Genomic DNA, 24,663 nt, shown 5'->3' with positions numbered 1-24,663 from the left:
TTTACCATAGGTCGATTATGTTGGGGCAGAGGTAATAAGGTACTGCTAGAAAAATAAGGCCAACATAATGTTGACCTTATTATCAATGAATACAGACTGTGTTAGTTGGGCTAAGCTAAGAAGAGACTTAACGTAATCAATTATTATCCATATCACTCACACTGTCGTCATTTAGTGTAGTGCGACGTGTTGGATTGGTATTTAGAGGATCGACGTTGGCTTCTCTTGCAGTCGAGCCAGTGCTTGATTGGCTGGTCACGCGCTCAGCTGACGCTTCAGGTAGACCTAGGCCCACACTAATACTATTACGCGCAGCAGCATTATTATTAGCGACTGGAGTATTAGCAGGCGTCGTGTTAGTCCCTGCTAGTTTCAACTGGGCTGCATTACGAATCATTTGTGTCTTGGTTGCGCCATTATACTCGCCAGACGCGACTGATTTGTCAGTCGTGTTCGAACGTCCAAGCTTGCCAAAGGTGATCTTATTGAGCCAAGTACGGTCACGTTTGGTGCTCAATTTCACACTACCGTTGCTGGTTAGCATTTCTGGGTAGTTGATCTGCAACAGCGTTTTGTATTCATTGGCCAAATCGGTTAGACCGAGTTTTTCATGGCTATAAGCTAGTACCGCAAGAGCATCTGGGGTTGACTCACTCAGCGGGTAGTACTGGAATACCCATTTGGCACGGTTAACTGCTGCTACATAAGCTTCACGCTCGATATACCAGTTGGCTGCGCTCATTTCGCTCTCAGCAAACTGATTGTAGATGAACGTCATACGCTGAGCGGCATCTGGTGCATACGGGCTGTTTGGATATTTATTGATAAGCTCTTGGAAGTTGGCAAAGGCAATACGCAAATACGCAGTATCACGCTCAGCTTGGTTCAGTTTAAAGAGCTTTAGGCTCTCAGATGAACCTTCCATATTGGCCACACCGCGCACATAGTAGGCGTAGCTGACTTGTGGGTTAGATGGGTAGAGACGGATAAACTGCTCAGCACTTGCTGCTGCCATCTCATACTTATCGCCTTCGTATTGTGCATACATCATGTCAAGCAAGGCTTGTTCAGCATACTGTCCGGTTGGGTAGAATGTACGCAGATTGGTCAGCTCTTCGATACCTTGGATATAGTGACCTTTGTCAATCTGATTGACGGCCTCGTCATAATACCCTTGCTCTGATTTTTCAGCTGTTTCTACTGCCTCACCATCTTTGGCACCAGTTAGATTTTTGAAAGTCTGGCAACCCACTAGATTGACGCTAAGCGCCAGTAGGGTTATTGAGGACAGTTTGATAAACGTATTGCCAACAGCTTGCATACTTCTTCTCCGACACAAGACGCATAATAGCAGCGGCGCTATCATGCTATATAAAAGGTTAGTGATAAAAAACGACGCTAAATAGTCAGCGATCCACCAGCAAAAATTTTTTATCGAATGCAGTTTTTGTTATGACGTATTGTACTGATAGATTGGGTTTGATACATAGTGCTTGTATAATAAGCCAGTCATAGACCACATGCATTTAGCCATAATTAAACGGCTTAAATGGCAAACACGGTCAACAAAGCCCAATGCTATTTTTATACTGTATCTAAGTACGGCATTCGCATACAGTGCCATAGCATACAGCAAAACATGACTATACTTTATAGAATAACATTTGCTACGTCTATTTTTTCGCCATCTATATTGTATAGGCAGTTTAACATGAGCGGCTGTCACGAGCGATATCGAATGTCGCTAGCATGAGTAAATATACAGTAAATTACAGCAATGTCATGTTCTAGAGAGTTAAGCGAGGCATCTTACAGCCCAAAGGTATGCTCAAAAATTAACAGATAGCATGCAGCTTCTATAGGGCTTATGCGTGCAACATGATACACTAGAGCGGTGTTGTCTTCGCTTTTTTGTACCTTAAAGGTGGTTATCTGCTACTTATAGGCAAAAAACGATAATCAAAAAACGACAATTTTTTATACTGCTATTTATAATACTATCTTCGAAGTCACCTCACAAAACACTGTCAGGGGCTTTGCCACGTATCAATGTATCAATCCGCTATGAATAATGATGCCATGACTACCAATTTATCACCGAATCAATCGCTAGATACTGATTCATCAGCACAAGAGTCACCAATGCCAAATGATGTTTTGAACAATAATGAGCTACCTGATAATCAACCAGTAATAAATGAGCAAGTGCATGATGATGCGTTTGATAATGAAGAGTTGCTCATCGATGATGGTAATGGTCTGAACGATAGTGACATTGATGATAATGATATTGATGACAGCGATATGGACGGCGACGACGATGAAGCCCCAGTAGCGGGTCAAGCTGTGCCAGTGATTGTAGATATGACGCATGTGGTCACAGAAGATCAGGCTGGTCTGCGTATTGATAAGGTCGCCTCACAAGCGTTTTCGGACTTTTCGCGTGTACAACTCCAGAACTGGATTACTGATGGTAGTCTGCTCTATAACGGCAGTGTTCAAAAACCGAAAGTCCGTGTCAAAGCAGATGACGTATTGCATCTATCAACGACGTTACAGCAGCATGGCGAAGACCAGCCAGAAAACATAGATATCGATGTTGTTTATGAAGATGATGACGTATTGGTAATTAACAAACCTGTCGGTATGGTGGTTCACCCAGGCGCGGGTAATCAAAACGGCACTTTGGTCAATGCACTGCTATATCATTATCCTCAGCAGCATCATTTACCGCGTGCAGGTCTCGTGCACCGTATTGATAAAGACACCTCTGGATTGCTATTGATTGGCAAAACCAAACCTGCTCAGATGGCACTGATGGAACAGCTAAAAGACAAGTCTGTTTATCGTCACTATAAGTGTGTGGTGGCAGGGGACCAAGCAAGTTTATCTCGTCATCGTCGTATCGATGCGCCGATTGGTCGACATCGCAATCAGCGTACTAAAATGACGGTAATGACCGCTGGCCGCGAAGCGGTAACGCATCTACTAAATGTCACACCATTGAACGAAAACTACTGTCTGCTAGATGTCGGGCTTGAGACTGGACGTACGCATCAAATTCGTGTGCATCTAAGTCACATTACTTATCCTCTAGTCGGTGACCGTGTCTATGGTGGCCGTCGTCAGTTGCGTTCTGGATTGACAGAAGCTCAGCGCCAAGCTATCAATAATTTCCCACGCCAAGCACTGCATGCCTATACGTTAGGATTCGTGCATCCGACGACAGGTGAGGATATTGAAGTAACGACGCCACTACCTGAAGATATGCAAAAACTGATGGCAGTACTGAGCGACGGTTATTATGAAGAGTAAACGCTAACGTTTACTAGATGAGAGGTGAGAGCGAGCAGCCATGACGAACACGTTCCCGATGACAATGATTGCGCAAATTGATGATGTGACTGTTTTTCAGACGGCTGCTTTTGTGCATGATAATATGGATGACTCTGCTGCTAAAAACCAGCGTACAGGGTTTGAGGGTCAGTCAAATTATGGCGAGCTGAATTTAGGTCTGCATGTCAATGATAATGCACTGCAAGTATTAGATAACCGCATGAATCTATTAGCTGCTATCAATGAGCAACTGACAGATACGTCTGCCCAAAACGAGCAGCATGCGGCTATTAATCGCTTGCATTGGGTCAGTCAGGTTCATGGTAAACGTATTCATGATGTCGATGCTACTACGCTGAATATGGCGCCAATGTCTGCTGATGCGATGGTCAGTCAACAAAGCGGTCGCGGTCTGGCAATCATGACGGCAGATTGTGTGCCTATCGTGTTATATCAGCCAACCAGTGGCAAAATCGCAGCGATTCATGCAGGCTGGCAAGGATTGGCCTGTGGTGTGATACAAGAGACTGTCAACCGCTTTACCGATTCAGGCCCTATACAAGCTTGGATAGGAGTGTGTATCAGTCAGGAAAACTATGAAGTAAATACAGACGTTCGCGATAAGCTATTGGCTGGGTGTATAGCCAATCAGACGTTATCAAAGAAGTATATCGATAACTTTGTGTCGCTATTTTCTATATCGTCTCATGATGAAAAAATAAAGTTGGATTTACCGGAGCTTGCTGCCATGCAGTTAGAAGCTGCTGGTGCTACAGTTGTAAATGATTTACCTGTTGACTGTAGTTACGCAGATACTCACTATTACTCTTATCGCCGTCAGACTCATATGCACCAGCCTGCAACGGGTCGGATGGCACTAGTCATCGTCCGTCGTTAGCAGCTTTATAGTCAGCGAACTACTAAACCGCTACGGTGTTACCCTCCCTAGATGTACTATATGTACAATCTACGGTCGGCTGCCTTGTAGCTGTTTTAGATTTCTTTGACTATATAGTAATGGGTAGTGGAAACAAAGTGATAAACAATAAAAAAACAGCAGATTATTCTGCTGTTTTTTTATTTAAGGACCGATTAAGTACCAACCTGCATTATTACAACATATGTATTAGCAAACGGAGTCGCTAGATTTTGGTACTGACAGGCCAAATAGAGGACGTAAATATAGTGCCAAGAACGTACCTGCCATTGCCAGTATGCCCCAGATATAACCATGCAAGCTAAAAGAGGCGATACCACCAAAGTAAGCGCCGATATTACAACCGAACGCGAGACGTGCGCCATATCCCATCATCAATCCGCCAATGACCGATGCTGCAAAGTTACCTGCAGTAATCTTAGTAAACTTAAACAAACCACCCGCAGCAGAGGCGATAAATGCGCCAATGATGATGCCGATATTTAATACAGTGGTTGAGTCAGCAAAGATAGAGGCCTCAAGCGCTGCGGCATTAGCACCTTGCCAATAGCCCCAGCTTGCCACATCCATGCCAAAGCCGCTTGCAATTTTAGAGCCCCATAATGTAAATGCTGACGTAATGCCCCACGGTTGACCACGTGTGAGTAATGTCAGACCGTTGAGTAAAGCTAAGACGATTGCGGCAGCAAATAGCGGCCAAGAACCACGAAAGATTCGTTTCCAACCAGACTCAGAAGGTACGGGCGCCATCTTCGGTGCGTTTCTTTTTTTCTCAACGACTAACGTCACCCATGCGATAATGCCGAATATGGCTAGCGATACCAGCCACGCTCCTGTATAGCCAAGACCTGTAGAGGTTGCCAAAGAGAAAGGCGCATAAGCGGGCATTTCTTCTGTCCAGAATGGCAAGTGATAAGCACCAATCGTGGCGCCCACTATGAAAAAAATAAAGGTGATGAACATAACAGAGCGTCCACCGCCTACCGCATAGAGCGTACCAGAGGCACAGCCGCCACCAAGTTGCATGCCGATACCAAATACAAATGCACCTACGACTAGACTGACCCCTAATGGCGCGACATAACCTGCGACAGGACCGCCAAATAGCGTCGTGCCATAAGCAAGGATTGGCGCAAATAGCGTAACAGCAACTGCCAACATCAGCATGTGTGAGCGCATCGCCTGACCGTTGCCCACTGCCATCATACGTCTAAAAGCAGAGGTAAAGCCAAAGCGGGCATGAAAAAGGGTATAGCCTAACAAGAGACCTATCCCAAGTAGCAATGATTGAGAGATATGTTGAGTGGCTAATAGATACGCGAGCACTATCAATCCTACGATGCCACCACCCATAATTAAGGGTTTTTGTGGTGCATTTAAGGCCAGATCATCTCTGACGATAGGATCTTTTGCGTCGTTTACAGGTTGAACGAGAGTAGTCAAGGTAATAGCTTCCTTATCCGATGATGTTATCAGATATCATTTTTATAAGAATTTATATGAGTATAGTTACGCAGGTTTGCAGAATTGGAAACTGTATTTCTGTTAATTTGGTTTAGCAGTAAGAAGCGTTACATCATAATCCTATTGTCATTAATGTAAATACGGAGAGATTAGAAAAAATAGAATTAGTATATGAGGATATGGAATAAATAAACTGCTGTATATATTATTTGATATTAATAGTTTCCTATAGTGCTAATAATCATAGGTTTATCAGTTATTAGGAAGTTGTTTGTGTCACATTATCAGTTAATGCGACTTACCCATTTATACAAAATATATTAAAAGTATATATGATCTGATTAGTCAGTCTTTAATAAATAACTTAAAAACGAAAATACGTCTGATACAATAGGCTTGAATTCAATGAAGGTCGTCGCATATATACTGGTATGTATACGCTGCCGTATAAAGACTATGCGATTGCTCCATCACCATTGATATTTCTGCCAGTTAAATTGACTCAAAGAAGCATTGCTTGATTCTGTTATATCGCCTGATAGTTCGAAAGTTTGAGCTATCGATAAGTACTTATCAGTGAAAATAAGGCCACTAGCTATCGACTGTGGCTAAGTATCCAATATTTTATAAGCTTCATTATTCAACCAATTATTTATTATTAGAGTACGTATGAATACACCTGCTAAATCGTCTAACACCTCTACATCTACTGATAACGCGCCTAATGTCTCAATCGCCGTTATTTTCCATAGTAATTATGGTCATACCAAGCGTGTCGCTGAGGCGATAGTACAAGGTGCGCATCAGCAACTGCCAGAAGCGCAAGCAAAAGCTGTCGATGTTTATGATGTTGATTGGGACTATTTAGATCAGGCAGATTTGCTGGTTTTCGGCAGCGCAGTGTATATGGGCAGTGTGACGGCTGAGTTTAAGACCTTTATGGATGAGACTTCTAAGCGTTGGTATCATCGTAAATGGGAGGGTAAATGGGCAGCAGCGTTTGCCAATTCGGGTGGCCTGAGCGGTGATAAACTTGCTGTATTGCAGCAGATTTCTCTATATGCAATGCAACATGGTATGAACTGGATTGGTCTGCCATTGATGCCGACAGGTCATGAGGCTCACGACTTAAACCGTCTGTCTAGCTTTTTGGGTTTGATGACTCAATCGCTTGATGGTCCACCTGAAGAGACACCAGGTTCAGGTGATATTGATACTGCTATTTGGTTTGGTGATCATCTGGCCAAAACGATTATTAAGCATCAACCAGCTGATGCTAAGCTCTAAAAAAAGCTAGAAACGACAGAGCAATCAAATAAAAAAGCAGACATTATCGATGTCTGCTTTTTTTGTGCCAATTTTTATTGAGCAACAAGCTTAGTAGGGGCGGGCTTCACAGGGATAGGACTGTCAACGAATTGAAATGATTGACAACCTCCTAATAGCATCGTTGCTACTAGGAAATAGGTAAAGGCGAATGACTTCATAGTAATATCTCAAAAACGATTTTAGCCCAACGATATGTCACGATTATCCATCATTAGAAATAATAGTAGTGAAGAGTCGGGCTTATTTGCAGACATTATATATAAAAATCAGCTGTTCATAGCAGTTTAAAGGCGATATATGTATTCGGTACTGTTTTTACGCAGGCTATCTAGCTGTTTATAGTATAGCTTATCTAACATTTCGTTTGATTTGTCATGTATAAAATTAAAGCTATTTATAAAAATAACGTCTAGTATTAATTCGCTTTGATATGAATAAAGTTTACAAAACGTGTAGCTATTTCCTTAGTTGAAGTTATTCGCCAAATATTTACCAACTTTTCGATAGTATCTATAGGCATTTTGACGGGTTGTGTTATAAATAAGAATAGTGATAATATGTTGAAAGCTGACCAAATAGTCAAGTATCCTATAGTACGATTTTTCTAACAAAATTGTTCGATGATTGCTGATATTTACAACCAACTTACCTAATATAAAAAAGCGCGATGTGCTGATTTTTTGGTCTCTTAAGTTCTTTGGTCTCTTAAGAATGTGTTAGCAAACAAAACAGCGAATACTTTAAAAGTTATAAAACAGAATAACCGTACTTGAACGGTTGCAGCATGATGTAAACCAAGTGCTTACGTTCAGCATTTAAGCCGTCAAATTCCTTAAGCCTTATGCTTATCTTCATTATTTTATTTTAGCCGAGTCTTGCTATGATTAGTTTTTACTTAAATGGGAAACGCCACGAGCTAACCCAGCTTAACCCTAATACGACGGTGCTTGAGTATCTACGATTGCATGAAGGCCAAACGGATACCAAGGAAGGCTGTGGTAGTGGTGATTGCGGTGCCTGTACTGTGATGGTTCAGCGCCTGCCTAATGCTAGCCAGCCAGCGCTTAATGATGAAAATGGCGACGGAAAAAATGCTACGCCACCGTTCTATACGATTAACTCCTGCATTACGCTAGTGTCGCTTATGGATGGTCATCATCTGATGACGGCTTCTTATTTAGCAGATAATCCAGAACATCACCCAGAACGTGCTTTGCTGCATCCAGCACAGCAAGCGATGGTTGAATGTCACGGATCGCAGTGCGGTTTTTGTACACCTGGGTTTGTGATGTCGCTGGCTTGTGTTTACGAAAACAATCGTATGCAGACAAGTCAAGAGACAGCAAGTCAGAACGATGCCAAGCAACTAAGCTATGATGAAGTGGTTGCTTCAATCTCTGGCAACCTATGTCGCTGTACAGGTTATCGACCGATTATCGAGGCGGGCCTACTGATGAGTGATATCGGTCAGCAGAGAGAAGCAGAGCATTCAGCGGTGAAAGACTTGACTATCAGTCTAGCCACAGACGCGATTCGTAGTACAAAAGAATCAGCAGTATCTGAAAACGTGCTAGATAACGTCGAATTAAAGAATGAAGAGTCGAAAGCGATTGCCCCTGTAATCAGTGATGCTGGGCGACAATTATATATGCCAAAGTCACTATATGAGCTTAACCAAGTATTAGCGGCCTATCCGCAGGCAACGATTTGGGCAGGCGGTACGGATTTGGGATTGAGTGTAACCCAGCATTTGGTTGATCACGAGGTCATTATCCAACTTTCGGGTATTGAGGCATTAAAATCATGGTCATTATTTGACGCAAAGTATGACTCAAGCAATGAAGAGTCGGATGACAAGCAAGCTCCTAGCCAATCACTAGTATTAGGTGCTGGCATGAGCTATCAGCAGATGTTGCCTGTACTTGAGCAGTATTTTCCAAGTTTTGCGCAAGTATTTGAGCGCATTGCCTCTCCGCAAATTCGTAATATGGGTACCATCGGCGGCAATATAGCCAACGCTTCTCCAATTGGTGATTTACCACCGATTTTATTAGCGTTAGATGCGTCAATTCATCTGCGTCATTGCGCGCCTAATCATGAAGAATCAGGTAACGATTTAGATAATAGTGATTCGGTTTATACGGATGAGATCATACCTTTATCAGAATTTTTCTTAGATTATAAAAAGACCAAACTGCAAGCAGGCAGTTACGTAGTCGCTATTCATATTCCTCTGATGCATGACAATCAGCACTTATTTATTCATAAAATTAGCAAACGCTACGAAGATGATATTTCAGCGTGTCTATTGGCTGCGCGAATCGATGTATCAGCAGATGGCATGACGATAGAGAATGCAAAGCTTGGGCTTGGCGGAATGGCTGCCATACCATTGTTAGCCACAACCTGTCAGCAAGCGCTCATTGGACAAGCTGCTGAAGTTGCGAGTTTTGAGCAAGCAGCACAAGTCTTGTCTGCAGACGTTACGCCTATGACCGATGTTAGAGCCAGCCGTGAATATCGCTCACATGTGGTACAGCGTCTGCTGGTGAAGTGCGGTAAGCAGTTGGTAGCAGGTAGACAGACTGAGACTGCTTAACTAGCAGAATTGTTGTTTGCTAATACCGCCTTATCGTTATATTTGCCAAGAATAACAGAGCATTAATCAAAGCGTCCTAATAGAAGAGATCCGCCATGAGCCATCATTCGTCTTTATTTGACAGTTATAGTATCCGCCGCGTGCGTCCGCCAAAAAACAAAATTGGTACTTCGGCTAAGCATGACAGTGCGATCAGCCATGTCATGGGGACGGCGACTTATGTGGATGATATTGCAAAACCGCAAGGCACGCTACATCTAGCAGTAGGTAAAAGCAGCCATGCTCACGCACGTGTATTGAGTATGGATTTGAGCGCTGTTAGAGATGCGGATGGGGTGGTAGATGTCTTAAGTTTTAAAGATTTGCCGGCGCAGACCGATATCGGTGCGGTGTTCGACGGTGAGCCACTGATGGTGGATGACATCACAGAGTATGTGGGTCAGACGTTATTTGTAGTAGTAGCGAGTAGTCATCGCGTTGCTAAAAAAGCTGCGACCAAGGCAGTGGTGGAGTATGAGCCATTGCCAGCGGTACTTAGTATTGATAAAGCGTTAGAGCAAGAGTTCTTTGTACGTCCGAGTCATTTTATGAAGCGTGGTGACGCAGCGACTGCGCTTGAGAACTCACCGATTCGCATTGAAGGTCATATTCATATGCGCGGGCAAGAGCACTTTTATCTCGAAGGCCAAGTGTCTTATGTCGTGCCTTGTGACGATGGTGGTCTAGAAGTGTATACGTCGTCACAGCATCCAAGCGAAGTGCAGCAGCTGGTCGCCGAAGTAACAGATCTGCCTTTCCATGCGGTAAACACAGTCGTGCGCCGTATGGGTGGTGGGTTTGGTGGTAAAGAAACGCAAGCCGCTGCATGGGCATGTCTGTGCGGTATTATCGCCAAACGTCATAACGTTCCTGTCAGTATGCGTCTAGATCGTCAAGATGACATGGTGGTGACCGGTAAGCGTCATGAGTTTGCTAATCGTTACGAAGTTGGTTTAGACGAGTCTGGGCGTATATTAGGCGTCGATATGCAACTGGCTGGCTTGTGTGGCTATGCACCAGATTTGTCTGATGCTATTGTCGATAGAGCGATGTTCCATTGTGATAATGCTTATTATTATCCAGCTGCTCATGTGGCAGGGCATCGCTGTAAGACACATACGGTATCCAATACTGCCTATCGAGGGTTTGGTGGTCCGCAAGGTCTGATGACCGCTGAATATATGATGGACCATATTGCCTATACATTAGGGCAGGATCCGCTGCAAGTACGCTTAGCAAACTTATATCAAGATGGTCAAAGTACCCATTACGGTCAGACCATTGAGCATTTCGATTTAGCGACCATCATGACTAAGTTAGCAGACGATTGTGATTATGACAATCGCCGTCAACAAATTCTAGAAGCCAATCAAAAAGCTGCCGCTGAAGGCAGTGATAAACGCTTAGGGCTTGCTTTAACGCCAGTAAAATTCGGTATTTCATTTACGGTGCAAACGCTCAATCAGGCAGGCGCATTGGTACATATTTATACCGATGGCAGTATCCACCTCAATCATGGTGGTACGGAGATGGGGCAGGGTTTATATATTAAAATTGCCCAGATTGTTGCCAATGAATTTGATGTTGATTTGGACACGGTCAAAGTATCAGCGACCCGTACGGATAAAGTGCCTAACACTTCACCAACCGCCGCGTCATCAGGCACAGACATTAATGGTAAAGCGGCTCAAAACGCTTGCTTGAATATCAAAGATCGTATACTTGAGTTCGCTGCTGAGCATTTCGACGTAGCGCAAGAAGACATACGTTTTGAAAAGAACCATGTCTATATCGGTGATAAAGAAACGCTCACTTTTGCTGAGATGATTCAACTGTCGTACCAAAACCGTATCAGTCTATCGTCCACTGGCTACTATAAAACGCCGAAGATATTTTACGATCGCTCTAAAGCATGGGGACGTCCGTTCTTCTACTTTGCCTTGGGTGCAGCTTGTGCTGAGGTTGAGATTGATACGTTGACAGGTGAGTATAAAGTACTACGCTGTGACGTGTTACATGATGCAGGACAATCGATCAACCCTGCCATTGATATTGGGCAGATTGAAGGTGGTTTTGTGCAAGGTATGGGTTGGCTTACGGCAGAAGAGCTGATCTGGAATGACAAAGGTAAGCTGGCATCCGACAGTCCTGCCAATTATAAAATTCCAACCGCGCATGACTTGCCTAAGCAGTGGAATGTCAAACTGTACGATCGCAAAAACGAAGAACAAACTATCTATAACTCTAAAGCCGTTGGCGAGCCGCCGTTTATGTTGGCAGCCAGTGTTTGGTGCGCACTCAATAATGCGGTCGCGAGCCTTGGTGATTATAAGAAGAATCCAGAGCTGACCATGCCTGCGACGCCAGAAGCGGTTTTAAAAGCAGTCATGCACATGCAAGGCACGTCGTGGGATTTAACAACTAAAGCAGATACAGATACGGTTGATAGTTTAGTAAAAGGCGCAGAAGAGAACAGTGACCTTTACAACGAAAAAGCAATGCCGCAAGACGTACGTCATGCTAAAGACATCGATCCAAAAGAAGTCGAAGGCAAACAAACCGATGACCAGCCTAACGCGATAGAGCATCCAAATGTAGCAGGGGCAAGAGGTCCTGCGCACAGTGAATGAGTCGTTAGCACCGCCAGTCGTTTGGTATGAAGGTCTAGCGCGATATCAGCAGCAAGGCATCGCTCACGTGTTGGCGACGGTCGTAGCCGTAAATGGATCTGCTCCTCGAGCACTACAGGCAAAGATGATCGTCACGCAAGATAGTATCGTAGATACGTTAGGCGGCGGCGGCCTAGAGCACGACGTTGTCAATACGGCACGGCAGCTATTGAATGGTGAAATAGCGGCAACGGTATCAAAAGAAGTCAAACCAAAAGTTTATGAAGCTAATGATACAAGCGCGCTAACCCCTTCTAAAGGGGTACGCCGTGATACTGTCTATACTAAGCACTACCCGCTAGGTGCAAAGTTGGCACAGTGTTGCGGCGGTAGCGTCACCGTTATGTTCGAATGCTTTAATGTAACGCCGCCGATGTCAGTACTAGTGTTTGGAGCAGGGCATGTGGCATCAGCGCTAATGACCATCCTCGCTGAGCTGCCTTGTCAGGTAGATTGGGTGGACAGTCGCCCAGAGATGTTTAAGCGTTACTTAGTTGATGAATCTACTACTAATCAATCCACACTTTATAACTTACCAGCGCATATCCGTCCGCATATCGATGATGAGCCTGTAGATTTTGTGCGACCATTTATCGAGCAGGGTGGTCAGCGTTTTATTCTGGTTATGACTCATGACCATAGTGTTGATTTTGAGTTAGTACGGGCGGCATTAGATACTATTTCTGACACTAGCTCACCTCATGATAAACGCTCAGATATCTCGACACCTTACATAGGTTGCATTAGCTCGGCAACCAAAGCCAAGCGCTTTAGAGATCGTTTGATGCAGCGTGGCTACAGTGAGCAACTGGTCAATCAGTTGGTCATGCCAATTGGATTACAAATTGGTGGAAAAGAGCCGATGGCGGTGGCGGTTTCTATCGTGGCACAGCTCCTGCAGCAGTATCATCAAGCTATTTCTTGAACGGTTCACTCCATATAACTTTTATACTTTTTATCAAATTATTAAAGCGCTCAGTACTATTTATCAAAACGCTCAGGACTACCCAGCCATTGTGAGATCTACGAATGACCCTACATATCTATCAAGCTCGACTGCTACACTATTTGACCGAAAGCGATCGTACTGAGCGTACAACTTCTAATCATTCACAGACATTAGCTGTGGAACGAGACATTACGTTGCTACCAGTGATTGAAGGTATACAGGTTTATTCTGAATATATCGTTGATGGTGCGCTTGTCGTAGATGATGTGACAGGGTGCATTGTAGAGTATGGGCATAACGAGACAATATCAGCGAAATATACTAATACCTCTGAGCAAGTAGATCATTTAGTAGTCAAAGTACATGATTATCGCGACAAACTTATCATGCCAGGCTTTATTGACACTCATGTACATTATCCGCAAATAGATATGATTGCTGCTTACGGTGAGCAATTACTTGACTGGCTTAACAATTATACTTTCGTCACTGAGGCCAATTTTGGCGATCCAAAAGTAGCACATGACACGGCGCAGTTCTTCTTAAACCAATTGCTTGCTAATGGTACAACGAGCGCCATGGTATTTTCTACCAGCCACCCTGAATCAGTGAACGCATTTTTTACGGAAAGTCACAAGCTCAATACTCGTATGATCACAGGTAATGTACTGATGGATCAAAATGCGCCTGATAACTTGTGTGTGCCTGCTGAGCAAGGCATTCGAGATACCCAAAACATCATTTATAACTGGCATGAGCGCGGACGTCAGCATGTGGCTATTACGCCAAGATTTGCCATTACCTCGTCACCCAAGCAACTACAAATGGCAGGTGAGCTGTATGCCAGTTACGAGAGTGTCTATCTACAGACGCATCTAGCAGAAAACCATGATGAGATTGCGTTTGTGAAACAACTGTATCCCAACCATAAAGGCTATCTAGACGTCTATGATACGATGGGGTTACTGGGTCGCCGCACCACTTTGGCACATGGTATTCACCTTGAAATATCTGAGTATGAGCGTCTGCGCGCGACTGGTACGCAGATATCACACTGTCCGACGTCCAATCTGTTTTTGGGTAGTGGACTATTTGATTTACCCAAAACGTTAAGTTATACCGGTGTCGGTATCGCCACTGACGTTGGAGCAGGGACAAGTCTGTCGATGTTAACTACCTTATCAGAAGCGTATAAAATCCAACAACTACAAAGCAATCAGTTATCCGCTCACCAAGGGCTGTACCAAATTACTTTGGGTAATGCCCAGTCGCTATTATTGGACAATAAAATCGGTAACTTTATGCCAAATAAAGAAGCGGATTTTGTGGTCATCGATATGGGTGCAACGGAATTGCTTGAGCGACGTATGGCGCAGACCAAAACACTGGAAGAGCAGTTGTTTGTACTAATGATGCTAGGCGATGATAGAGTAATTGATCAGACAGTCATCGCCGGCGTGAGTCGCTATCGTAAATCAACTTTATAGGTGTAAATAAACGCTGTACCTAAATCAGGAACAAGTGAGACTTTTTTCAGATATAAAAAACAAACCCTTGTTTCTATATTGTAGGAACAAGGGTTTATTACTGCCAAGAGAGTTTCTATTGAGTATTAAAAATGGAATTTTACCAACGCACTAGGAGAGTTTTGATTTACGCCATCAACACCGTATTTATTCTTCCAGTAACTATACTCCATACCGACTTCTAAACGGTTATCAATGCCGAGCACTTCTTGTAAGTTGTATTTAATTTGCGGATTGATATGAATATTATCTTCAATGTCATCATTATTAAATGAATAATCGATAAAACCATCTACGACAAAATTATTGCGTTCCCAACCATAGGTTAAGGTGATTTGCTGATCATCGTCAGTATTATCATTGAAAGCATGATATAAAGTAGCCGACGCAAACTTCATTCCTGGAATAGGTATATTGAGATCTGCACCAATACCAACCAAATAATTATCTTGGTCAAAGCCAGTACTGTTCGAACCAAATTCATAAGTAGCGGCTAAATTAACCTGCTTGATAAAACTGTCATTAAAAGTTGCTATTTTGAATGTAGGAGACAGCTCACCATAAGTTTCTCTAAATCTATTGTTTTCAATGTCATCGGCACCTTGGTTTCGATCGACAAAGAAGAACACGCCGCCCCAGTCATGCGCGGAAGCATGCTCTAATGTGACGGTCGTCAGCTCTCCGTCTTCTACAAGTTCATAGTCATCACCGTAAAGTACGGAGACACTCGTATCAGTAAAGAAGGTCTTAGCATGGATGCTAGACATACTACCTAAAGCAGCGATAGCAACAGCTGCTATTGATAATGGTTTGAGTAAAGCTAGCTTTTGGCTAGATGAATTGGTATGACAGGATAAGCTCGTTAATAAATCAAAACGCAAAATATGACCCCTTTATGTACAATTGATTGTTGATTGCCCCAAAACTGCATCGTTATTATCTGCTAGTAAACAAACTATTAATCCAATGCTCGTTAGACAACGGTTGGTTGATAGCGCTTAAATGCTTACTACTAAAGAGCATTCAATAACTGTGCCACAAATGACCTAGAGAACTGTCATCTACAGAGTCGTATAACTTTTAGTCTTATTAACCACTAATTAGGGTAGAAATAAGCAAAATAGTCTTTAACTGTTCTCAAATGAGAGAGCCAATTTCCGTGCATTTATATATATGTGGCAAACAATGTTTTTCGAAGTATCAGATCCGCCATAAAAGCACCAAAATGGATATCTATGTGCCCCAAATTGGGTCGTCTGACAGGCTTTAATCAATTGATAGGCATATGATTTAATAACTCAATGAACATAAAAAAGCCAGCTAATAGACATTAGCTGGCGTTAAGTTTGTACTTGTTGGATGCGACTATTTTTTATTCAGTTAACTGCATTCGCCTTTTAACTCAATAGACACATGCCAATCTGTGATATCAATCTCATGGCAGTTATTACCCTCGCCATTGATACGATCTATAACTAAGAAATCACTGTCACGGCCAAGCGCGAGTAGAGGGTGATGCCAGACATTAGCGTCGTACTGTACACCTTGGTGAGATTTCGCATAAAACACGGCTAGGTCATCAGGCGATTGCGGCGGCACACCAGCTTTAGCGACGACGACTATATAATCTTGGCCTTCCATAGATACAAATGCCTGTGTTCCAAGCGGATGGTATTCCATGACCGAGAGCGCAATCGGATTCTCACGTTTCTTGGCCCGAAAGATACTCATACCAACTGAGCCACCGTCTAGCTTACTTTCGGCAAGTGCATGATGGCGAACCGCATAGCCATTATTGATTTCATAAGTATTGTCAGCATTTTGCTCACAGGCTTCATAGCGCTCGATGACCGAACCATAGGGGGCAAAGTTTGCCTTAGTCAAAGGCTTGGCCGTTAGAGTGACACTCATTATTTTGCCTCTTTGCTATCAATATCAGTACCAGTGTCAGTATTAGCCTCAGCAATTTTTCCATACACGCGTACACGGCTGATACCACCATCTGGAAAAATATTAACCCGAATATGAGTGATAGGCTGGTCTATCTGAAGCTTGTCTTTACTAAAAGTATGAACGTCGTCAGCATTGGTTTTTTGTGGTTCAAGTAAGGTTTCCCAAAACATACTCTGAGTTACTAAAGTTTGCTTTGGTGTATTCGGTGAGTAGACGGCTTGGATCGAGACTTTATCAGGGTAATTGCCTTTAAAATGAGCAGTATCTATTTCGATAGCGTCAACGATACCTGCTTGACCTAGCGCGATGATACACCAGTCATTGCCTGGCTCACGGCGACGACGAGTCTCCCAACCATCACCCATGTTAGGCGCTTTAGTTGGTAGCAGTAAGTTACTAGCCACACCAAAATGCGCATCGTTACTAGCAATGGCACGACCACCGTTTAACGCGCCTGCCAAGTCAAGTGTCTCGCCTTGTGTATTTAGGCTGGCATCAAGTTGGATATCACCATAGACACGTAGTCGGGCAACGCCGCCATCTGGATAAATGTTTAAACGAATATGGGTTACCGTTTGCTCATTATTAATCTCGATAAGCTCATGGTTGTGACCTTGAAGCGGGGTCATACCTACTAGCGCCTGCCAGTTTTTATTGTCCCAGTCTTCTTTGCTCAGACTAGTAAGTTCAGCTTCATCTTGCTGCAGCAGCTCTGGCGCGTACAAGGCATCGACACTGGCTGAAGATGGGAAGTTGCCCGTAAAGTGACTGGTATCAATATCAAGACCAGCAATTTTGGTTGGGCGAGCAAGCTGGATAACTAAATAATCGTAACCCAAGTGGCGCTTGCGACGAGTTTCCCAGCCGTCCATCCACTTACCGTTGTCATCGAACTTACCAACCACAAAGATAGGCGCATCAGGATTTAGAATACGGCTTTTATCCGCAAAAAAATCATCGGTGGCGAATAGCGATTTTGCGCCCAAACGACTGTCGGCGACGTTTGATTTTTTGGTAAATGCTGGCAGGATATCAGGTAGATTATTTGCGGAGATAATTTGTCCAACTTCTGAAGTATTTTGACTCACAATGATTCCTTTTTAATAACGGTGTGTGTTGATAGTGTGGGTGCTATCTTATTTATTAATCTATGCCAATTCGTACGCGCTTAGCTAAGTAGAACGAGTGCTATGACGATAGCCTAAGCTTACATCCAGTTAGCCGTGTTGTCTGACGTAGCAGGATGGTTTTCGTACCAGTGCTTGGCGATATCATCACGGCGGCATATCCATACATCAGGCTTAGCGGTGATATATTGCAAAAACTGCTTTAGCGCTTTGATGCGTCCTGCACGCCCAATAATGCGACAATGCAAGCCAATGGTCAGCATTTTAGGAGTGTGTGCGCCTTCTTCGTATAAGGTGTCAAAGCTGTCTTTGAGATACTGATAAAATGGTTCAGCATGGGTGAACCCCGGGCTAGAAGAAAAACGCATATCGTTGGTCTCTAGGCTATAAGGTATGACCAAATGCGGCTTGCGCGTGATCAGATTGCCATCTTGGACCTTTACATTGAGCCAATATGGTAACTCATCACCGTATGAGTCAGAGTCATAGATATAGCCGCCTTGCTCGGCAACCAGTTCACGAGTATTTGGACTATCGCGTCCTGTATACCAGCCGAGAGGTTGGCCGCCGAGCATACGCTTAAATATCTGGGTGGCACAGCGAATATGTTCGCGCTCAGTCTCACGGTACATATCCTGATAGGTAATCCAGCGTAGACCATGACTGGCAATCTCATGACCGTCTTCTAATACACGCTCGATAATATGCGGAGTCTTTTCAGCAGCGGCGGCACAGGTAAACGTGGTAATAGGAATACCATAATCTTTAAAGACATCTAGCACACGCCACAAGCCGACACGGCTACCGTATTCGAATGCAGACTCAATAGACTGGTGACGGTTGTTAAATTCTGGTGTGCCTAAGATATCAGACAAGAAACGCTCCGATTGGCCATCGCCATGGATAACGCTATTTTCTGCACCTTCTTCGATGTTTAATACAAACTGTACGGCGATTTTTGCGCCGCCTGGCCAGTTCGCTTTTGGTGGATTGCCAGCATAGCCTTTTAGGTCGCGGGGATACGTACTGATATCAAAGTCACTGGTAATTTTTTTGCTCATTATCTATATTCCTATATCGCTTAGAGCCTTAGATATTTGTTTGAATATTGCTCATAAAGGACAGTTATTTTTTATCATAAATTAAAGTGATGACGCATATGCCACAAGCTGTTGGCGCTCAGCATCCGTCAACTGAGTAATATTACCAAGCGGCATATAACCAGTTTGTACCGCAGTGACAATTTTCGCTTTATGGATTTTTAAGTCTTCTGGTGTCTGCAAAATGATACCTGCTGGCGGGGCGGCGAAGCCTTGTTGTGTTGGTTGCACCGCATGACAGGTACTACAGCGCGTATGTACGACATCCATCATGGCGTCATCTGCTGATGCGCTCACGGGTACAGCTTCAGCAGTGGCTGCATCATTACTAATACTGTTATTAGCACTGTTAGTAGCATTACTATTAGAACTGGTATTAGCATTAGCAACGGTATCAGTGCTTGAGTCAGTAGTCGTGCTTGTAGCTGTGGGGGTGTTATCAGTTGTCGTAGGTGCTACTGAGGCAGTAGCAGGCATTGCAGGCGCTGGCTCAATCGGCTCAGGTCGCATCCAGATAATTAATAATACAGTTAATACGGCTGGAATAACCAAGTAACGTGGTTTTTTATGACCTAAGTGCTTTTGGTTAAAGTAATGACGGGCAGTCGCGGTAATGATACCGACGAAGACTAATACCAACCAACCTTTCTCATGAGCATACATCATTGGGTAATGGTTGCTGATCATGGTAAAAATCAGCGGTAGGGTAAAATAGTTATTCATCAATGAACGATTTTTCGCTTGTAATGCCAATTCAGCCACTTCTTTACCTGGTTTTTCGCCGCGCCGCACACAGTCAACGAGTGCGCGCTGAGCCGGCATAATACCGAAGAATACGTTACCTACCATCACCGTGCCCAAGATGGCACCGATATGTATAAATGAGGCGCGATCACTAAACAGCTGATAAGAGCCCCAGCTCGCGATGACCAGCAAGATAAAAATCAGCGTACTAAAGATAAACGCGTTTTTACCCAAATGACTGCGCACGATAACTTCATAAATGAAGTAACTGCCAAACAAGAAAAGCAAGCTAGTGGCAATGGCACCGATACTGGTAAAAGGCACTTTGCTTGGGTCAATTAGGTAGGCAGTTGCATTGGCATAATAGACGATAGACATCATCGCCGCACCTGTTAGCCAAGTGGTATAAGCTTCCCATTTAAACCAATGTAGCGTCTTTGGCATCTCTTCGGGTTCGAGTTTGTATTTGGCAATCTCATAAAACCCGCCGCCATGAACAGCCCAAAGATCACCCGAAATGCCTTTGTCTGTTTTCCACTGTGGCGGTTTGCGTAGGCTTAGATCTAGCCACACAAAATAAAACGATGCACCAATCCATGCTACCCCAGCGATAACATGAAACCAGCGGAAAAATAAACTCAACCATTCGAGAAGATAGGCGCCCATGTAATAAATGTCCTTTAATATGACAGTGTCTTAATAAAATGTCTTGGTAATTTCTTTTGATAGTATTTCTTGAACACTAATAACAACGCCAAAGCTACGATCCGCGATAGGTACTATAACCGTGCGCACTAAGCAGAAGTGGCACGTGATAATGACTGGCATCGTTTACCACAAAGTCGATAACCACTTGCGGGTAAAATGCTGTTAGCTGCTGAGCATCAAAATAAGACTGAGTATCGAACGTTACGGTATAGCGGCCAATATTTAGCTGATGCTCTGTGCTATCGATGGCTGTATCAAATTGCCAAGCGTCTGGTGTGACACGGCCATCACTATTGGTTGTACCATGCGCTAGTAATGTGGCGGCACCGTTGTCTCGTATGCGGTGTAAGGTAACGGCGACATCAGCCGCAGGTTTGCCAAGATGAGTGTCTAAGATATGTGATGATAGGGTGGCAGACATGATGCTTCCTTTGTATTCGTGAAAAATATAAATCGGGTGAAAATGCTAGTCTAACTCTGCGACTACTATTTGCTTGTCTCAGCATTACCTAGCAATTTGTTTAAACGTAAACGCGTAATTTTATTTTGCTCAGCGGCTGCATTGGCAAGCTCTTTGGCACGATCGTTAGGCAGGCGCGCTAATAACAGGTCGAGCATTTGCTGCGCGCTTTTACCCGTTGCAAAGACAATAAAAATAAAACCAAATTTATCAAGATAGTCTCGATTGCCTTTGGCAAGTGCTTCGAGCACCTCATCGGCTGCATCGTTAGCGCCTGATTGTTCATGTGCAGCGCTACTTTGTGTGTTGCGGTATTTTTCTTTTAGAGATGCCACGTTACCGATTTGCGGATGTCCATCAAACGCTTCTAATAAGTTAGCCTCATCATTTCGTACTTTGTTCCAGATAGCGTCGCTACTTGCTAGCAGTGCATCAACGTCTGCAAAAGGGCGAGCGTCTGCAAGCTTATAGGCCCAGCTTTTACTAGTGCAGCAAGTCAATAGCTGAGCGATGGCGACTTCTTTTGATAGGTCGTTGAATTGCGCTAAGGTTAAGCTCACGATGACATCCTTTTCTAATAGGGTAGCCCGCTATCTGTATCGGGCGATAAATGTTTGATAGAGGTTTATACCTTATGATTATTTGCATAAACTTATAGGTATAAGCAGTAAACTTGATAAGCAGCGGTTGCTTCAGCTTTATGGATGATTTGATTAAGCTAATCGCTACTAATTGGCTTAAAATCAAAAGCCAGTAATCTATGTGTTCGTAGTCAAAGCTTTAGCGCTTATATACGCCTTGCGTAATTTCAAGTTATAGTGAACTGACAATATGAAACAGATTTGCTAAGAAAACACTGATATTTTAGCCGTCGAAAACGTCTGGCAAGAAGTGATTAATGACGGCGTAATTGACTTACAGTTCCCATTTTGCTAAAACCTGACTAATTGGTCAACTGTTTTATGCGAAATATTTTTATTTAACAGGTTATGCTGCTCAAATCTATGTATTTATATAAGAATACATAGCAAAATATAGCGACTATTTTGTCGAACCTGTCTCTTAGAGTGAGATACCACTGCTATGACTCAAAACAATCAAAAGGAAGAAGCCTCAGTGACTGATACGCCTTTGCACCGTAGCCAACAAGCCATTCGCGCACAGAATCAAGCGCTTATCTTAGCGGCAGCTGAAGAAGAGTTTGTGCTCCAAAGCTATCGCGGCGCTACGATGCAGGGCATTGCCGATAGAGCAGGCTTACCTAAAGCCAATGTTCACTACTACTTTAAAAATAAAAAAAACCTCTACATGGCAGTGCTACGCTCGATCATTCAAGAATGGAATGAAGGTTTGGTAACCATGACGGTAGATAGCGACCCAAAAACGGTCATCGAAAAATTCGTCCGTACCAAGCTACATCAAGCCTTTGTTAATCCAAGTCGCCATAAACTGTTTGCAATTGAAGTCATCGGCGGCGCACCGCATTTGCATGAATTTATGTCCACTACGATGAAGGAGTGGGTACATGATAAAGCACAGGTAATGAAAGAGTGGCACAAGCAAGGCAAAATTGGGATTACTGACCCTCTACAACTACTGATTTTGATTTGGGCGACTACCCAACGTTATGCTGAATTCGAGATTGAAATCGTTGGATTAATGGATAAGACGGCTTATGACGCAGCAGATGAAGCGCGTGCGGCAGACTTTCTGGTGCCTTTTATTTTAAAGGGCTGTGGCCTTGAATGATAACAAGATAGCTATTTAACAAGGTGTCTATTCAATAAGTCAGGTGCTTAATCAGCGAAGTGCACAGATTGTTTCTATTTTTCTGTGCACTTCGTTTACGGCGAAACACTTCGATATGTTCAGCCCTAGCTTGTGTTTAGCATTAAGCGACTTCTTGCGTTGGTTCTAATTTGTCTTTTGCATGCTGTGCTTTGGTATCAAACTCGATGCCATAGTTTTTGGGTAAAATCATATCAAGCGTGATTGCCACAATCCCTGCCATCGTTACCGCTGAGCCAAAGATATTCTGAAAGAACTGCGGCGTTTGTGACAGTACGTCAGGGACAAAGGCGATACCCGTTGCCAGACCCAGTGAGGTGGCAATGATTAAGACATTACGATGCGTAAATTGCACGGTAGATAAGATGCGAATGCCAGCAGTCGCCACCGTCGCAAACATCAGTAGCGTGACACCGCCAACGACAGGCTTCGGTAATTGCGTAAAAATAGCACCAAGGACAGGGAATAGTCCCATCAGGCATAGAATGCCGCCCACATAGAAACCCACATAGCGACTGGCAATACCCGTCATCTGGATCACACCGTTGTTTTGGCTAAAGGTCGTCACGGGGAAGGTATTGAATACTGCCGCAATCAGAGAGTTAACACCATCTCCTAGTACGCCGCCTTTGATGCGTTTCTCATAAAGAGGACCTTTGATCGGTTCACCTGATATCATTGAGGTAGCCGTCAAATCGCCTGAAGTCTCAATACTGGTAATGATGTACATAAAAGCAATAGGAATAAAAGCCTGCCAATCAAAACCAAAGCCATATTTAAAGGGGATCGGTACCGTAAAAAAGGCGGCTTCAGAAACCAGTGAGAAATCGATACGTCCCATAAATACGGCCGCGATAAGGCCGAGCATCAAACCGATAAAGATGGCACTTGAGCGAATGACTTTATTATTTATGATGCTAATCAGTACGACACTTGCTAGCACACCACCGCCCAAGAGTAAGTTTGGAATACTACCAAAATCTTCAGCACCAAACCCACCTGCTAAGTCAGTCAGACCTACTTTGGTTAATGACAAACCAATCGTGACAATCACGCAGCCTGTAACAATAGGGCTCATAAAAGATTTGAGTTTGGTGATAAATTGACTCAAAAATATCTCAACAAATGCACCGAGAAATGAAACGCCAAAAATAACGGATAATATCTCTTCTGGACCACCGCCGCGGTTTTTTACCACAAATCCTGCTGTCAGTACCGCTGCCAAAAATCCAAAGCTGGTGCCTTGTAACGCCATGAGACCAGAGCCAACAGGACCTACTTTACGGGTTTGAATAAAGGTTGCGACGCCAGATACTATCAATGACATACTGAGAAGGTAGGGGATATGCTCTCCTAAACCTAATGTGCCACCTATGATAAGAGAGGGTGTGATGATACCTACAAACGCTGCAAGTACGTGCTGTATAGCACCTAAAAATGCTTTGATGGGGGTAGGACGGTCATGCAGTCTATACAGTAAATCGGTATTCGCTGGAACGTTTTCACTCATGGTGGTTTCCTCCTAAAATAACTGCTTAGCACCCGCTTAACTGTAGATATCAGACAATGTGGTAGATCACGAGATCAAAGTCTTAACCCAATCTTTGACTTGTTTTTTATCGATGTAAACAATAGGGGGTACGCATCCGTCTGTAAGATAAACAATGAAAATAGCTAATATATGTTGGCTAATATTTAAACAACCTGACCAATTAGTCAGGTCTATTTAGGGTATAGGTAAAATACAAGTCATTGCAATGTTTTTTTTGGTACTAGTGCGTTTACAGGTTTGTTACGAAGGAGGGAGGGTTAGGTAACATTGTAAGGTAGATCAAAGACAAGGGGTGCTGACCATTGAAAGTAAATAAGTACTAAGATCTATCGCCAGCTCTATTGCTGTTTTTTAATCAAAAAAAGCCCCAACCATAACGACTA

18 protein-coding genes are annotated in these 24,663 nt (G+C 43.5%); 8 read left to right on the top strand and 10 right to left on the bottom strand.

Annotation, left to right across the window (positions count from 1 at the left end; genetic code table 11):
• Positions 1-136 precede the first annotated feature (136 nt).
• Positions 137-1,321 carry an outer membrane protein assembly factor BamD gene (locus JMX96_RS00850; protein ID WP_201566667.1) on the bottom strand — a complete coding sequence of 395 codons (1,185 nt, stop codon included), beginning with the start codon at positions 1,319-1,321 and terminating at the stop codon, positions 137-139.
• Between the two features lie 938 nt (positions 1,322-2,259).
• On the opposite strand from JMX96_RS00850, the gene JMX96_RS00845 reads away from it, so the two are divergent.
• Positions 2,260-3,315 carry an RluA family pseudouridine synthase gene (locus JMX96_RS00845; RefSeq protein ID WP_413786726.1) on the top strand — a complete coding sequence of 352 codons (1,056 nt, stop codon included), beginning with the start codon at positions 2,260-2,262 and terminating at the stop codon, positions 3,313-3,315.
• A gap of 40 nt (positions 3,316-3,355) precedes the next feature.
• Positions 3,356-4,234 (top strand): polyphenol oxidase family protein, encoded by an 879-nt coding sequence (locus JMX96_RS00840; RefSeq protein WP_201566663.1) that lies wholly within the window; start codon positions 3,356-3,358, stop codon positions 4,232-4,234.
• Positions 4,235-4,462: 228 nt separating this feature from the next.
• Here the strand turns inward: JMX96_RS00840 and JMX96_RS00835 are convergent, their stop codons facing one another.
• Entirely contained in the window at positions 4,463-5,716 is a 1,254-nt protein-coding gene (locus JMX96_RS00835) for a YeeE/YedE family protein (RefSeq protein ID WP_201566661.1), read from the bottom strand.
• Positions 5,717-6,406: 690 nt separating this feature from the next.
• Between JMX96_RS00835 and JMX96_RS00830 the strand changes: the two genes are divergently transcribed.
• The 5 genes from JMX96_RS00830 (at position 6,407) to guaD (ending at position 14,809) form a co-directional block, all read left to right on the top strand.
• Positions 6,407-7,024, top strand: a complete 618-nt coding sequence (locus JMX96_RS00830; RefSeq protein ID WP_102092149.1) for a flavodoxin family protein — start codon at positions 6,407-6,409, stop codon at positions 7,022-7,024.
• A gap of 922 nt (positions 7,025-7,946) precedes the next feature.
• Positions 7,947-9,665, top strand: coding sequence for a xanthine dehydrogenase small subunit (locus JMX96_RS00825; RefSeq protein ID WP_201566659.1), 1,719 nt, complete (start codon positions 7,947-7,949; stop codon positions 9,663-9,665).
• A gap of 95 nt (positions 9,666-9,760) precedes the next feature.
• Positions 9,761-12,334 carry a xanthine dehydrogenase molybdopterin binding subunit gene (xdhB, locus tag JMX96_RS00820; protein ID WP_201566657.1) on the top strand — a complete coding sequence of 858 codons (2,574 nt, stop codon included), beginning with the start codon at positions 9,761-9,763 and terminating at the stop codon, positions 12,332-12,334.
• A complete protein-coding gene (locus JMX96_RS00815) occupies positions 12,327-13,298 on the top strand; it encodes an XdhC family protein (protein ID WP_201566655.1) in 972 nt (323 codons plus the stop codon). Before xdhB ends, JMX96_RS00815 begins: the two co-directional genes overlap by 8 nt.
• Before the next feature lie 104 nt (positions 13,299-13,402).
• Positions 13,403-14,809 carry a guanine deaminase gene (guaD, locus tag JMX96_RS00810; RefSeq protein WP_201566653.1) on the top strand — a complete coding sequence of 469 codons (1,407 nt, stop codon included), beginning with the start codon at positions 13,403-13,405 and terminating at the stop codon, positions 14,807-14,809.
• A 125-nt stretch (positions 14,810-14,934) separates the two neighbouring features.
• Here the strand turns inward: guaD and JMX96_RS00805 are convergent, their stop codons facing one another.
• The 7 genes from JMX96_RS00805 to uraD all read right to left on the bottom strand — a co-directional run bounded on the left by JMX96_RS00805 (position 14,935) and on the right by uraD (position 21,500).
• On the bottom strand, positions 14,935-15,729 hold the full coding sequence (locus JMX96_RS00805; protein ID WP_227676839.1) for a DUF5020 family protein: 795 nt from the start codon (positions 15,727-15,729) through the stop codon (positions 14,935-14,937).
• Positions 15,730-16,228: 499 nt separating this feature from the next.
• On the bottom strand, positions 16,229-16,759 hold the full coding sequence (locus JMX96_RS00800; RefSeq protein ID WP_201566651.1) for an ureidoglycolate lyase: 531 nt from the start codon (positions 16,757-16,759) through the stop codon (positions 16,229-16,231).
• Positions 16,759-17,889, bottom strand: a complete 1,131-nt coding sequence (gene alc / locus JMX96_RS00795; RefSeq protein WP_201566649.1) for an allantoicase — start codon at positions 17,887-17,889, stop codon at positions 16,759-16,761. The genes JMX96_RS00800 and alc overlap by 1 nt, the downstream gene beginning before the upstream one ends.
• Positions 17,890-18,008: 119 nt before the next feature.
• Positions 18,009-18,989 carry an allantoinase PuuE gene (puuE, locus tag JMX96_RS00790; RefSeq protein WP_201566647.1) on the bottom strand — a complete coding sequence of 327 codons (981 nt, stop codon included), beginning with the start codon at positions 18,987-18,989 and terminating at the stop codon, positions 18,009-18,011.
• A gap of 81 nt (positions 18,990-19,070) precedes the next feature.
• A complete protein-coding gene (locus tag JMX96_RS00785) occupies positions 19,071-20,438 on the bottom strand; it encodes a urate hydroxylase PuuD (RefSeq protein WP_201566645.1) in 1,368 nt (455 codons plus the stop codon).
• A 94-nt stretch (positions 20,439-20,532) separates the two neighbouring features.
• Positions 20,533-20,901 (bottom strand): hydroxyisourate hydrolase, encoded by a 369-nt coding sequence (uraH, locus tag JMX96_RS00780; protein ID WP_201566643.1) that lies wholly within the window; start codon positions 20,899-20,901, stop codon positions 20,533-20,535.
• A 65-nt stretch (positions 20,902-20,966) separates the two neighbouring features.
• A complete protein-coding gene (gene uraD / locus JMX96_RS00775) occupies positions 20,967-21,500 on the bottom strand; it encodes a 2-oxo-4-hydroxy-4-carboxy-5-ureidoimidazoline decarboxylase (protein ID WP_201566642.1) in 534 nt (177 codons plus the stop codon).
• Positions 21,501-22,023: 523 nt separating this feature from the next.
• Here uraD and JMX96_RS00770 point away from each other — a divergent pair.
• Entirely contained in the window at positions 22,024-22,689 is a 666-nt protein-coding gene (locus tag JMX96_RS00770) for a TetR family transcriptional regulator C-terminal domain-containing protein (RefSeq protein ID WP_201566641.1), read from the top strand.
• Between the two features lie 142 nt (positions 22,690-22,831).
• Here JMX96_RS00770 and JMX96_RS00765 read toward each other — a convergent pair whose 3' ends face one another.
• Positions 22,832-24,238 carry a nucleobase:cation symporter-2 family protein gene (locus tag JMX96_RS00765; RefSeq protein WP_201566640.1) on the bottom strand — a complete coding sequence of 469 codons (1,407 nt, stop codon included), beginning with the start codon at positions 24,236-24,238 and terminating at the stop codon, positions 22,832-22,834.
• Positions 24,239-24,663 lie beyond the last annotated feature (425 nt).

The sequence above is a fragment of the Psychrobacter sp. JCM 18900 genome, from assembly GCF_904846625.1.
In the GTDB taxonomy this organism is placed as follows: Bacteria; Pseudomonadota; Gammaproteobacteria; order Pseudomonadales; family Moraxellaceae; genus Psychrobacter.
The sequence above is the reverse complement of the archived record's forward strand: the minus strand, read 5'-3'. Positions and strand labels throughout refer to the sequence as shown.